Origin of the sequence: Streptomyces sp. Da 82-17 (genome assembly GCF_046098215.1) — a bacterium.
GTDB lineage: Bacteria > Actinomycetota > Actinomycetes > Streptomycetales > Streptomycetaceae > Streptomyces.
This window is the reverse complement of record NZ_JBJURH010000026.1, coordinates 83176-95805: the sequence shown is the minus strand read 5'-3', so window position 1 is coordinate 95805 and position 12630 is coordinate 83176. Positions and strand designations below refer to the sequence as shown.

At 71.4% G+C, this 12630-nt stretch carries 9 protein-coding genes; 4 read left to right on the top strand and 5 right to left on the bottom strand.

The window, feature by feature from the left end:
- Positions 1–10: 10 nt before the first annotated feature.
- A complete protein-coding gene (locus ACIDOF_RS32775) occupies positions 11–1261 on the bottom strand; it encodes an acyl-CoA dehydrogenase family protein (RefSeq protein ID WP_409009829.1) in 1251 nt (416 codons plus the stop codon).
- 68 nt (positions 1262–1329) lie between these two features.
- On the bottom strand, positions 1330–2100 hold the full coding sequence (locus ACIDOF_RS32770; RefSeq protein WP_409009828.1) for an SDR family NAD(P)-dependent oxidoreductase: 771 nt from the start codon (positions 2098–2100) through the stop codon (positions 1330–1332).
- A 265-nt stretch (positions 2101–2365) separates the two neighbouring features.
- On the opposite strand from ACIDOF_RS32770, the gene ACIDOF_RS32765 reads away from it, so the two are divergent.
- Entirely contained in the window at positions 2366–3652 is a 1287-nt protein-coding gene (locus tag ACIDOF_RS32765) for an extracellular solute-binding protein (protein ID WP_409009827.1), read from the top strand.
- Positions 3653–3724: 72 nt separating this feature from the next.
- Here the strand turns inward: ACIDOF_RS32765 and ACIDOF_RS32760 are convergent, their stop codons facing one another.
- Positions 3725–5266, bottom strand: a complete 1542-nt coding sequence (locus ACIDOF_RS32760) for a class I SAM-dependent methyltransferase (protein ID WP_409009826.1) — start codon at positions 5264–5266, stop codon at positions 3725–3727.
- Positions 5263–6042 carry a DUF2306 domain-containing protein gene (locus tag ACIDOF_RS32755; RefSeq protein WP_409009825.1) on the bottom strand — a complete coding sequence of 260 codons (780 nt, stop codon included), beginning with the start codon at positions 6040–6042 and terminating at the stop codon, positions 5263–5265. Before ACIDOF_RS32755 ends, ACIDOF_RS32760 begins: the two co-directional genes overlap by 4 nt.
- 220 nt (positions 6043–6262) lie before the next feature.
- Here ACIDOF_RS32755 and ACIDOF_RS32750 point away from each other — a divergent pair, with 220 nt between their 5' ends.
- The 3 genes from ACIDOF_RS32750 (at position 6263) to ACIDOF_RS32740 (ending at position 10950) form a co-directional block, all read left to right on the top strand.
- Positions 6263–7807, top strand: coding sequence for an FAD-binding oxidoreductase (locus tag ACIDOF_RS32750; protein WP_409009824.1), 1545 nt, complete (start codon positions 6263–6265; stop codon positions 7805–7807).
- 113 nt (positions 7808–7920) lie between these two features.
- Entirely contained in the window at positions 7921–9576 is a 1656-nt protein-coding gene (locus tag ACIDOF_RS32745; RefSeq protein ID WP_409009823.1) for an MFS transporter, read from the top strand.
- Between the two features lie 39 nt (positions 9577–9615).
- Positions 9616–10950 (top strand): FAD-binding oxidoreductase, encoded by a 1335-nt coding sequence (locus tag ACIDOF_RS32740; RefSeq protein WP_409009822.1) that lies wholly within the window; start codon positions 9616–9618, stop codon positions 10948–10950.
- 186 nt (positions 10951–11136) lie between these two features.
- Here the strand turns inward: ACIDOF_RS32740 and ACIDOF_RS32735 are convergent, their stop codons facing one another.
- The gene (locus tag ACIDOF_RS32735; RefSeq protein WP_409009821.1) at positions 11137–12630 is read right to left on the bottom strand and encodes a multicopper oxidase family protein; all 1494 of its coding nucleotides are present in this window, start codon (positions 12628–12630) and stop codon (positions 11137–11139) included.

Genomic DNA, 12630 nt, shown 5'->3' with positions numbered 1-12630 from the left:
ACGGACCGGACTACAGGGGTGCGAAACGGGAGCGGCCCTCGAAGCGGGCTCGGGCGAGCGCGCGTTTGGCCTCGGTCTCCAGGAAGACCCCGTAGCCGGAGTGCGAGCGGAGCATGGACATGTCGCGCCAGACGCGCTCGATGCGCTCGCCGTGCCGGACCGAACTCGAACCGGCGGTGGGAAAGAGGATGTCCTCGAGTGCGTGCCAGCACAGCTCGACGACCTCGCGGCAGATCGCGGTGATCCGCAGATCGACCTCGCGGGTGAAGCCCTCGGGCCCCTGCGCGCCGGCGGCGAGCCACTGCTGGACGGCGCCGTCGGTGGCGGCCTCGGCGGCGGCGATCCGTCCCGCGGCCTCGCCGTACCAGGCCTGGTAGTCGGGGCTGGTGTGCCGGCCCACGATGGGCGGCAGGAACGTGGTCCTGGTGCGCATCAGGTCCTCGTAGGCGTCCAGGGCGTTCTGCGCCATGCCCACCGCCAGGCTGGCGCCTTCGAGGAAGCCGAAGCTGAGGGGGGCGCCGCCGTACTGGGGGTGCTCGTGCAGGCGGGCGCCGGGCAGGTCGTCCTCGGGCGTCACATTGCTCAGATGCGTGTCCAGGGTGAACGGCCCGGGGACGCGGCCGCGTTCGAAGCGGACGCTGTGCGATCCGCTGCCGCGCAACCCCAGTTGGCGCCCCCAGTCGTCGAGGCGGGTCCACTCGCTGCGCGGTGCGACGAACAGCAGCGGGCGGGGCTCTTCCGCCCCTTCGTCGGCGACGATGGCGTGGCCGAGGAAGTGCGAGGCGTAGGGAACGCCGGAGGAGTAGCTCCAGGTGCCGTCGAGGATCCAGTCGCCGTCGGCCGTCCGCTCGGCGCTGCCGCCGGGCACGATGGTCGCCGGGCAGATGAAGTCCGGGTCGGCGAAGAGCTCCGCCTGCACCGACTCGTCGAAGAGCGTGGCCACGGTGAGCGAGTGCGAGGCGCCCAGGCAGAACATCCAGCCGGTCGACGGGCAGCCGCGGGCCAGGGTCTTGGCGACGCGCAGGAAGGTGTCGATGCCGAACTCGTGGCCGCCGAAGCGGCGGGGCACCAGGAGCCGGTAGAAGCCGGCCCGGGCGAACTCCTCGTGGGTGTCCTGGGCGTAGTACGTGCGCTGTTCGGTCTCGGCCTGCCGCTCGACGAGGGTCGGTGCGATGGCCTCGGCGCGGGCGATGACGTCCGCAGGGGTGGGCTCGGTCGAGGCGGGGCCCGGTGCAGGGCGGTCGGGGGCGGCGAGTGCCATGGGCACAGCTCCTTAGTCGCAGTCCGGTCGGATTGCCGGTACGGGGTCCGTGACGCGTGTGCCGCGCGTCAGGCGGCCTGCGGGGGCATCGGGACGGAGTGCACCAGGCCGCCGTCGACGACGAGTTCCTGGCCGGTGATGTAGGAGGCCCGGGACGAGAGCAGGAACAGCACCGCGTCCGCGATGTCGTCGGGGCTGCCGAAGCGGCCGAGCACGACCTCGCTGCGGAACATCTCCCGCACCTGCTCGGAACCGCCGGTGACGGCGTCGAGCATGTCGGTGGTGACATGGCCGGGCGTGATCGCGTTCACGCGGATGCCGCGGCCGGCCAGCTCGGACGCGAAGGTGCGGGCGAGGTTCAGCACAGCGGCCTTGCTCGCCGAGTACAGCGACCCGAGGCCCAGGCCGCGGTGCACCGTCCAGGAGGAGTTCAGGACCACGGAGGCGCCGTCGCGCAGCAGGGGCGCGGTCTTCTGCACGGTGAAGAAGGCGCCCTTGAAGTTGGTGCCCACCACACGCTCGAAGTCGGCCTCCCCGACGACCGCCCCGGGCGCGACCAGCCCGACGCCCGCGTTGGCGAACACGCCGTCCAACTGCCCGAACTGCTCGCGGATCCGGCTCACCAGCCGGTCGAGGTCGGCGCCCGAGGAGACGTCGGTGGGCACCGTGAGCACCTGGTCCCCGGCGTCGAGGGACTTCTCCGCGGCGGCGAGCCGGTCTCCGTCCCGGCCGGCGAGCGCCACGCGGGCGCCGGACCGCACCAGCTGACGGGCGGTGGCCAGGCCGATGCCGCTGCCACCACCGGTAATGAGCACATTCTTGCCATCGAGTTCAGCCATGCGGTCAGAGTCACACCCGGCTAATCGGGGCTGCATCTCCTGGATTGCTGTGCGCATTCCGGAGACCGCGGCTCGACAGAATCTGCGCCGTTCCGCCGAGTTCAGCAACGGCGAAGATGTGGCGGCGGCCGCGGATGACGACGATGGGCCTGCGGACCGGCCGCGTCCAGCGCGCCGATCCCCAGGCCCCGTACGCTCGTTGGGAGGATCCATGCGCCAGTCCGGCGCCGCAGAGACAGCATCGACCGAGGGCGTGGAGCGGACCGTGGAAATCGATGTCTGGCTCGCCGACCACCCGTTCCCCAATTTCCTCGATCCGGTACGGAAGTGCGCCGAGGAATTCGGCCGCCGCCATCCCGAATACCGCGTCGTCATTCAGGGATACGACTACTGGACGCAGCGCCAGAAATTCTTCGACGCGGTCGAGCAGGGCCGGGCGCCGGCGATCGTCGACTTCTTCTACACCGCCACGCAGATCGCCCGTGACCTCACCGCCAAGGACGGCGGCCCGCTGTTCACCTCGATCGAGAAGGCCATCGGCGGGCGCACCGAGATCCTCGGCGAACCGGTGATCGTGGACGACCTCGTGGTCGCCGCGCGGGACTACTACAGCTACGGCGGGGAGCTGGTGTCGCTGCCGAACAGCACCTCGACGAGTCTGCTGTACGCCAACACCACCCTGCTTGAGGCCGCGGGCGTCTTCGAGGTCCCGCGCACCTGGGCCGAGGTGGAGGCGGCGTGCGAGGCGGTCGCGAAGCTGGACGGCGGCCCGTCGCACGGCATCACCTGGCCCAACCACGGCTGGTTCTTCCAGCAGGCGCTCGCCGAGCAGGGCACGCCCCTCACGGACCACGACAACGGCCGCTCCGGCCGGGCGCGGCGGGTGAACCTCACCTCCGAGGCGCTGCTCTCCTGGGTCCGCTGGTGGCAGCGGCTCAGCCGCGACGGCCACTACCTCTACACCGGTGAGCCCAACGACTGGGCCGGCACCCTCGACGCGTTCGTGAACCAGCGGGTGGCGTTCACCCTGAACTCGTCCGTCATCGCCGAGCAGATCGTCCGGGCCGGCGACGAGGGGGGCTTCCGCGTCACGGCGGCCCGGATGCCGTACAACGAGACCGTCGCCTACGGCGGTGACGTGATCGGCGGCGACTCCCTGTGGCTGGCCGACGGGCTCGACCCGGTGAAGCGGGACGGCGCCCTGGCCTTCCTGCAGTTCCTGCTCAACCCGCGCAACGCGGCGGCCTGGCACCGTTCCAGCGGGTTCATCCCGGTCACCCGGTCCGCCTTCGAACTGCTGGAGTCCGAGGGCTGGTTCGCGGACCGGCCGCACCACCGGCTGGCCAACGAGCAGCTCGACGCCGGTGACCGTTCCCCGGCCGCGCAGGGCGCGCTGCTCGGCGACTTCACCGCGATCGAGGAGACCATGACACGCGCGATGGCGGACGTCCTGGTCGACGGGGCCGAGCCCGAGGCCCGGTTCGCCGAGGCGGAGAAGGAGGCCCAGCTGCTGCTCGACGCGTACAACGCGAAGGCACAGCAGCGCGGTTGACGCTGCGGCGGTACGAGAAGAGGGGCCCCGGGAGGATTCACCTCCCGGGGCCCCTTGCCGTTCCCGGCCGCGTCACCCGGTGCGTTCCGCCGTGATGAAGACGAAGGTCCCCGGCCCCTCTTCCTGACGCACCGTCAACCCGGCGTCGGCGAGCCACTTCTTGACCTCGTCGAGGTCGAACAGCTCGATGCCGTTCGGGCTGCCCGGGAAGCGGTGGGCGCCCTGGAAGTAGCGGTAGACCGGGTCGTCGGACCAGCGGAAGGTCAGCAGCGTGAACGTGCCGCCGGGGCGCAGGCAGCGGCCGACCTCGGCGATCGCCGCACCCGCGTCGGGCATCGCCTGCAGTGCGTTCCAGCAGGACACCGCGGCCAGGCTGCCGTCCTCGAAGGGCAGTTGGAGCGCGCTGGCCCGTACCGTCGGCACCTGCGGCAGCCGCTCCCGCAGCCCGGTCAGCATGGCGAGGTTCAGGTCGAGGGCGATGAGCTCCTCGGCTCCGACCTTCGCCTCCAGGACGGCGGTCCAGCGTCCGGCGCCGGCCGCGAGGTCCAGCACCGGGCCGCCGTCGGGGACGCTGCTGCGCAGATACTCGTCCTCGTCGGCGGGGGACACCTGGCCGCCCCAGTTCGAGCCCATCACCCGCAGGAAGGCCGGGCGCAGCGCCTCCTCGTAGTGGAAGCCGATGCCCTTCATCACCGCGGCGTTCTGCAGCACGTCCTCGGTGGCGTCCTCGTCGGCCCCGAACCCTTCGTCGAGTCGCCGGGACAGGTCGAGGACCCCGTGCACGACCGGGTAGCGGGCGGAGCAGTCCACGCAACGCACCGCGTCCGCGCCGAAGTCGAGCGCGCCGCCGCAGTCCGGGCAGCGGAAGGCAGCGGTGTGGGGGCCGAACCCGGCCGACTCGGCCGGGGCCGTCCCCGGCGCGCCGGCGGTGTCGCGCAGCGGGCTGGTGTCGTCGACGGTTCCGGGGGTTCCGCCCGCCACCTCCCAGTACGCCTTGGCGCCGCTGTACGCGTACACGGAGTGGGTGTCGGCCTGCCAGGTCGCCTCGACCTGCTCGGGGGTGAGGTCGCGGATCCAGCTGCGGTCGAAGGCCCGCTCGGTGTCGTTCAGGCGCCACTGCGCGGGCGAAGGCCAGGCCCGGCCGAGGTCCGGGTCGGCGGGGTCGAGGGTCTGCAGGGCACGGTCGAGACGTGTGCGGTCCTCCTCGTCCAGGGCGAGGCGCTCGGTCGCCGCGAGGATCCGCTCCCGGTCGCCCGGGAAGTGCCCGAGCAGATAGAGCAGCGCCCCGGTCAGCGCCGTGTCGTCACCGGCGGCGTCGAGGAGCCCCAGGAAACGGTCGACTCCCTTCCGTACGGCCGCGGTCACGGGACCGTCGGTGTCCGGGTACTCCGCCTCGGCGAGCAGTCCGAGCAGCACGGCGAGACGTCCCTGCTGCGGCGCCGGGGCCTCGGCCAGGCAGTCAATGAGCGCGGGGACGGCGGACAGCGCGAGACCGGTGACCTCTCCGCCCTGCCACAGCGCGCCGACCAGCCGGTGGTACGCGGCGTCCGTGTCCTCGGGCGCCGCGTGGACGAAGGCGTCCAGCGGCCCGGTGACGGCCGGGGATGCACTCATGAACGGGTCCTTTCCTTGGAGAGCTCCTCGAGGTCGAACCCGTCGAGGGAGAGCTCGTCGGTGACGTGATCGGCGTCGGCCCTCGCCGCCTGCCGCGCCGTGGCGCCGGCGGCCTTCTTCGCCCTGCTCCTGCGCTGCTCCAGCCACCAGTGGGCGATCAGGAGACCCACGACCCAACTGGCCCAGTTGGCGGTCTCGATGAGGACCGTGACGTTCATCTTGAAGCCGGGGATGTAGGTCATCATCAGGAAGAGGACCCGGCCCAGCGTGGTGTGCAGGGCGAGCGCGAAGCTGTAGACCATCCAGCGGCGGTGCTCGCCGTAGCGGCGCTTGCGGGCGGCGCGCAGTCCCATCACGGTCGTGCCGATCCACAGCACGGCGGAGAGGAACAGGCCGAGGCTGCCGTCCGGGGCGGGCCGCAGCGGCACCAGCACCAGGCCGCCGACGATCGCCGACGGCAGCGCGCCCGCGAAGACGTACAGCCGGCCGCTGACACGGTGGACCGAGGGGTGATGGCGCCGCAGCCACGGCCACAGCTGCAGGAACACCGTCACCATCGCGATGTTGCCCGTCACCACGTGCAGGACGAGCAGTTCGTAGTGTCCGGAGAACCCGGCGTTGAGCATGGTCCTCGAGTGCGACTCGTCCAGGCTCAGATACCTCGGGAACGCGTGCAACAGATTGACGATGACGAGGACGCCGAGCACGACCAGCCAGGGGTAGGGCTTACGCCACCACGCCTGGGTGGTGCCCGGTGAAATGGTCGAAGTCTTCATGGCGATTCCGCACCCCTCACAGCGCTCTGTGCTGACGGGAAGCAAGCGTCCACCGCCGTGCTCCGCGCTGTCTTCTCCGAGCGTGCTGACCCCAACGCCCCTGTGCGCGGCCGCCGTTCCCGGTCCGGGGCCGGTGCGCGAACTGCGCAAGCTCGAAGATGCCGGGCCTCTCGTGTGCGTGTGAGGCTCGCCCTGTGCCTTGCGCTGGAAGGAGCGAATGATGAGTGAACCGAGGTCCGAGGCCGCTGCACCGGTGGACGCCCCCGCGTTCGGACCGGTCACCGTCACCCCGGACGACGCCCGGTACGACAGCCTCGTGGAGGGCTACAACCATCGGTTCGTGGGCCGGCCCGACTACATACGCCTGGTGGGCACCCCCGCCCAGGTCGTGGCCGCGGTCGACGAGGCCGTGGCCGCCGGTCGCCGCATCGCCGTGCGCAGCGGCGGGCACTGCTTCGAGGACTTCACCGCCTCCCCCGACGTGCAGGTCGTCCTCGACATGTCGGCCATGAAGGCCGTGTACTTCGACGATCAGCGCCGGGCCTTCGCCATCGAGGCGGGCGCGACGCTCGGCCATGTGTACCGGACCCTGTTCACCGGCTGGGGCGTCACGATCCCCGGCGGCACCTGCTTCGAGGTCGGCGTCGGCGGTCACATCGCGGGCGGTGGCTACGGTCATCTCTCGCGGCGCGACGGCCTGGTCGTGGACCACCTGTACGCCGTCGAGGTCGTCGTCGTCGACGAGTCGGGCCGGGCCCGTACCGTCGTCGCCACCCGCGAGGACGACGATCCGAACCGCGAACTGTGGTGGGCCCACACCGGAGGCGGGGGCGGCAGCTTCGGCGTCGTGACGCGCTACTGGCTGCGCACGCCCGGAGTGGACTCGGACGACCCCCGCGAGCTGCTGCCCAAGGCGCCCCGCCGGATGCGCCGCGCGACGGTGCTGTGGTCCTGGGACGGCATGACCGAGGCCGCGCTCACCGGGCTCATCCGCAACTACTGCTCCTGGTACGAGGAGAACAGCGCGGCGGACTCCCCGTACGTGCACCTGTGGAGCAACCTGATCGTGACGCACCGGTCCGCCGGCATGTTCGGCATGACCGCGGTGATCGACGAGGACGTGCCGGACGCCGAGAAGCTGCTGACCGCCCAGGTGGAGGCGGTGTGCGCCGGCACGGGCGTCGACCCGACGACGAACATCCAGGAGGTCATTCCCTGGATGAGTTCCTGGCTCCCCTCCTACAGCTGGCCCAACGACCCCAACGGGCGCTACAAGCACAAGGCCGGCTACCTGCGCAAGGGGTACTCGGACCGCCAGCTCGCGGCGATCCACCGGCACCTCAGCAGCACCGACTACAGCAACCCGCAGGCCTGCCTGGTGCTCACCGGGTTCGGCGGCCGGGCCGGGGCCGTCGCACCGGACGCCACCGCGACCGCGCAGCGCGACTCCGTGCTGAAGGCCTCGTACAGCGCAGGCATGTGGACGGCGAAGGACGAGGACGAGCTGCACATCGCGTGGGTGCGGGAGTACTACCGCGATGTGTACGCGCACACCGGTGGCGTCCCGGCGCCCGACGGCATCAGCGACGGGTCGTACATCAGCTACCCGGACACCGACCTGGCCGACCCGGAGCTGAACACCTCCGGCGTGCCCTGGCACGCCCTGTACTACAAGGACAACTACCCGCGTCTGCAGGCCGTCAAGAAGAACTACGACCCCCGCAACGTGTTCCGGCACGCGCTGTCGATCGAACTTCCGGACTGAGCCGGAAAAAGAAATCCGATCCCGGTGTCGAATCTCCCCCGCCCCGTTCGACACACAGGTACGGGGCACCCCCCAGGGGTCGCCGGGATCACTGTGAGAGGGAAGGAACTGCCATGCAGGACACCACCGTTACGGCGGCACCGCCGAAGGCGGGGCGGCGTGAGTGGATCGGTCTGGCCGTACTGGCCCTGCCCACGCTGCTGATCGCCCTCGACATCGGGGTGCTGTTTCTCGCTCTTCCGCATCTGAGCGCGGACCTGGGCACGAGCGGCACCGAACAGCTGTGGATCTCCGACATCTACGGCTTCATGCTGGCCGGTTTCCTGCTCACCATGGGCTCCCTCGGTGACCGGATCGGCCGCCGCAAGCTCCTGATGATCGGCGCGGCCGCCTTCACCGTGGCCTCGGTGGTGGCGGCGTACTCCACCACCCCCGAGATGCTGATCGCGGCCCGCGCCCTGCTCGGCGTGGCCGGCGCGACCCTCGGTCCGTCGACGCTCGCGCTGATCAGCAACATGTTCCTCGACGGCCGCCAGCGGGGCATCGCCATCTCGCTGTGGGCCACCTGCCAGTTCGGCGGCTCCGCCCTCGGCCCGGTGATCGGCGGCCTGATGCTGGGCCACTTCTGGTGGGGTTCGGTCTTCCTCCTCGGCGTGCCGGTGATGGCGATCCTGCTGGTCGCGGGCCCGATGCTGCTGCCCGAGTACCGGGACGGCAACGCCGGCCGGATCGACTTCGCGAGCGTGCTGCTGTCCCTGGCGACGATCCTGCCGATCATCTACGGCATCAAGGAGGTCGCGGCCGGCGACGCCGAGACGCCCTCCGTCGCCTTCGCCGCCATCGCGGTCGGCCTCGCCGTGGGCGTGGTCTTCGTACGCCGCCAACTCCGGCTCGACGACCCGCTGGTGGACCTGCGGCTGTTCCGCAAGCGTTCCTTCCGCGTGGTGCTGACGGGCATGATGCTCGGCTCCGGCGCCTTCGCCGGCGCGTCCTTCATGACCAGCCAGTACGTGCAGAGCGTGGTGGGCCTCTCCCCCACCGAGGCCGGACTGGCGCAGGCGCCCACCGGTCTGGGCATCGCGGCGGGCGTGCTGCTCGCGCCCGTCGTGACGCGGTGGCTGAAGCCTTCCACCGCGATCGTGAGCGGTCTGCTGTGCTCGCTCGTCTCGCTGCTCGTCCTCACCCAACTGGGCTCCGACCGCGGCCTGTTCCTCGTGGTCCTGTTCGTCGCCCTGGTCGGCCTCGGCATCGGGCCGCTGTTCGCGCTCGGCACCGGGATCGTCGTCAGCTCCGCCCCGGTCGAGAAGGCGGGCGCCGCCGCCTCGATGTCCGAGACCAGCAACGTCTTCGGCTCGACCCTCGGCCTGGCCGTGCTCGGCACGGTCGGCGCCGCCGTCTACCGCAACCAGGTCGACTCCTCGGTCCCCGACGGGCTGCCGGGCGAGACGGTCGACGCCGTCCGGGAGACCATCGGCGGCGCCGTCGCCGCGGTCGAGGGGCTCCCGTCGGCGGTCGCCGGCGACACCTTGGACGCGGCCCGCGACGCCTTCACCAGCGGCATGAACGTCGTGGCGGCCGTCAGCGCCGCCGTGGTCGTGCTCATCGCCGCCCTCACCGCGGTCGTGCTCCGGCAGAAGGACGACGGCGACGCCGCGCCCGCCACCCCCGCGCAGGACGACGGGACGCCGGCCGCGCCGGAGAACCAGGAGAGCGCGACGCCGGACGACACGGACCGGACCGCGCGCGCCGCGCAGGAAACCCACGCCTGACCAGGACCCGCACTCGAGTACCAGGAGACAACAGACATCATGAACACTGCCCTCGCGCTCAAGGAAGAGATCTCGGGCACGGTCGTGCTGCCCGGCGACGAGGCGTACGCCGAGCTCCGCAAGAGCTTTGTGCACACCGGCAGCCCCGCCGCGGTCATCCAGTGCCACAACACCGAGGACGTGCGATCCGCCCTCCGCTTCGCCCAGGCCGAGGGCCTGGAGATCGCCGTCCGCAGCAGCGGCCACAACGGCGCGGGATTCAGCACGGTCGACGGCGGTGTGGTGATCGACGTGTCGCCCCTCGACTCCGTGGACGTCGTCGACCCCGAGCGGCGTCTGGTCCGCCTCGGCACCGGAGCCAGCTGGGCCCGGGTCGGGGCCGAGCTGAACAAGCACGGCCTGGCGATCTCCTCGGGCGACACCACGTCCGTGGCGGTCGGCGGTCTGCTGCTCGGCGGCGGCTTCGGCTGGATGGTGCGCAAGTACGGTCTGGCCCTGGACAGCGTCGTGGCCGTCGAGCTCGTGACGGCCGAGGGCGAGGTGCTGCGCGCCAGCGAGCAGGAGAACGCCGACCTCTTCTGGGCGCTGCGCGGCGGCGGCGGCAACTTCGGCATCGCCACGTCGTTCGAGGTCGTCGCCCAGCCGGTGAGCAATGTGTTCTTCGGCACGATCGCCTACCCGGCGTCCGAGGCCGCCCAGGTCCTTCAGGGCTGGGGCGCCTACATGCGCACGGCGCCGGAGGAGCTGACGTCGAGCGCCGCCCTGTTCCCCTCGTTCGGCGAGGAGGCCCCTCCGGTCACGCTCCTCGTGTGCTTCGCCGGCGACGACCAGGAAGCGGCCGACAAGGCCCTCGCGCCGCTGCTCGAACTGGGCACGCTGCTCGCGAAGGACGTCAAGCTGATGCCGTACCCGGAGGTCCTGGAGGACGCCTCGGACCTGCCGCCGGAGTGGCAGCCGATGACCCGCAACCGCCTGGCCCGGGAGTGCGGGCCCGAGCTCGTGGACGCCATCGCCAACAGCCCGCACCGGCTCGGCTCGATGTTCGTCGAGATCCGGGCGGTGGGCGGCGCCCTCGGCCGGGTGGCCGCGGACGCGACGGCCTTCGGGCACCGCGACGTCCACTTCATGATCAACACCGCCAACCTGGGCTCCCGGGCGGAGACGCTCGCCACCCAGGCCGACCACACCGCGTTCTGGGCGGGCATCGAGCCGCACGTCTCGGGCGCGTACGGCAACTTCCTGAGCGAGGTGGCGGAGGACGCGGGCGACCGCGCGGCCGCCTACCCGGCCGCGACGTACGCGCGCCTGGCGCAGGTCAAGGCCGTGTACGACCCGAAGAACGTGTTCCGCCGGAACATCAACGTCAAGCCCTGACCCGACCGCCGGCGGACGTCCGCCGGCCCGAGCAGCCGTCCGGAGCACCGGGGCCCGTCGCCCCGGTGCTCCGGCGTTCCGGCGTTCCCGGCTCCCGGCCGGACCGGCCGCGCCCTGAACGGGTCGTCGTACGCCGTTGGCCGGGGCCCGACTCGGGCCCCGGCCAGCGGTGTTCGCGACTCTCGGCTACTTCTCGATCATCATCTGCGCCATCATGCCTTCGACGCCGTGCTCCTGCATGTGGCAGTGGTAGAGGTACAGCCCCGTGTAGTCGGTGTCGAAGCTGACCTGGACGCGCACGCTCTCGCCGGCCGGGACGCTCACCGTGTCCTTGTAGCCGGACTCCCCGGGCCAGGGGGCCTTGCCGTCCCGGTCCAGGACCCTGAACTGCACGAGGTGGGTGTGGAAGGTGTGCGGGATCGCGCCGAACTCGGAGTCCGCGGTGTCCGCGTTGTAGATCCGCCAGATCTCCGTGGTGCCCTGCTTGACCCGGGTGTCGACCCGGTTCATGTCGAAGGTCTTGTCGTTGATGGCGTACGCGGTCTTCGACGGGGCGACGCCCAGCTTGAACTCCCGGTCGGTGCGGCCGTGTTCGGCCCGGGGCACGTCGCGCAGCCGGTCGGGAACCCGGCTGGCGTCCAGCGCCGTCCGCACCACGTCGAAGCGCATCACGGGCCCGGTCCGGTCGGACAGCACCAGCTTGCCGCCCACGCCGTGGCGGGCGAAGTCGACGACCACGTCGGCGCGTTCGCCCGGGCCGAGGGTCAGCGACGTGACGGACACCGGCTCGGGCAGGAGCCCGCCGTCGGAGCCGATCAGGAGAATCTCGGCGCCGTCCAGGTTCAGCTCGAACGTGCGGTAGATCGACGCGTTGAGCAGCCGCAGCCGGTACTTGCGGGCCGCCACGGGGAAGTACGGCTGCTGGCGGCCGTTGGCGAGCAGCGTGGGCCGGTCGTTCGGCTTCTCGCCGACCAGGACCAGGCCTCCCTTGTCGTCGAAGAGGGCGTCCCGCAGCATGATCGGCACGTCGTACGCCCCGCTGGGCAGCCGCAGGCGCTGCTCGTCCTCGTCCTCGATGAGGTAGAAGCCGTGCAGGCCGCGGTAGACGTGGTCGGCCTCCATGTGGTGCGCGTGGTCGTGGTACCAGAGCGTCGCACCGGCCTGCCGGTTGCCGTACTGGTACACGCGCTCCGCACCCGGCTCGATGACCTCCATCGGGTAACCGTCGTGCTCCGGGGGCACGTTGGCGCCGTGCAGGTGCACGTTGGAGGGCTCTTCGAGGCGGTTGCGGAACCGCACCTCGGCCCTGCGGCCCGCCTTGGCCCGGATCGTCGGGCCGACGAAGCTGCCGTTGTAGGTGAGGGCGGCGGTGGTCAGTCCCGGCAGGATCTCGAGCTGCGCGGGCTTGATGTCCAGCTCGTAGATGTCCGCGGTGGCGCCGGACCGCACCGGCTGGAGCACCTTCGGTATCGGCATGCGCCGGGTGTAGGGGTCGGCGGCCTCGGCCGCGGCCAACTGCGCGTTCGCAGCACGGTGGTGTGCGAGATGGGGCGGCGTGCCGCCGCTCTGGGCGTGCCCCGCCGCGTGGGAGTCCTCGCTCATCAGCTCGCGGACGGGCAGCAGCGCCGCTCCCCCAGCTGCCACTCCGCCGATGGTCAGTAGACGTCGTCTGCTCAGCAT

Coding starts and splice junctions, on each gene's coding strand:
- ACIDOF_RS32740 (WP_409009822.1), top strand. CDS start 9,616: ATGAACACTGCCCTCGCGCTCAAGGAAGAGATCTCGGGCACGGTCGTG.
- ACIDOF_RS32735 (WP_409009821.1), bottom strand. CDS start 12,630: ATGCTGAGCAGACGACGTCTACTGACCATCGGCGGAGTGGCAGCTGGG.
- ACIDOF_RS32770 (WP_409009828.1), bottom strand. CDS start 2,100: ATGGCTGAACTCGATGGCAAGAATGTGCTCATTACCGGTGGTGGCAGC.
- ACIDOF_RS32745 (WP_409009823.1), top strand. CDS start 7,921: ATGCAGGACACCACCGTTACGGCGGCACCGCCGAAGGCGGGGCGGCGT.
- ACIDOF_RS32755 (WP_409009825.1), bottom strand. CDS start 6,042: ATGAAGACTTCGACCATTTCACCGGGCACCACCCAGGCGTGGTGGCGT.
- ACIDOF_RS32760 (WP_409009826.1), bottom strand. CDS start 5,266: ATGAGTGCATCCCCGGCCGTCACCGGGCCGCTGGACGCCTTCGTCCAC.
- ACIDOF_RS32750 (WP_409009824.1), top strand. CDS start 6,263: ATGAGTGAACCGAGGTCCGAGGCCGCTGCACCGGTGGACGCCCCCGCG.
- ACIDOF_RS32775 (WP_409009829.1), bottom strand. CDS start 1,261: ATGGCACTCGCCGCCCCCGACCGCCCTGCACCGGGCCCCGCCTCGACC.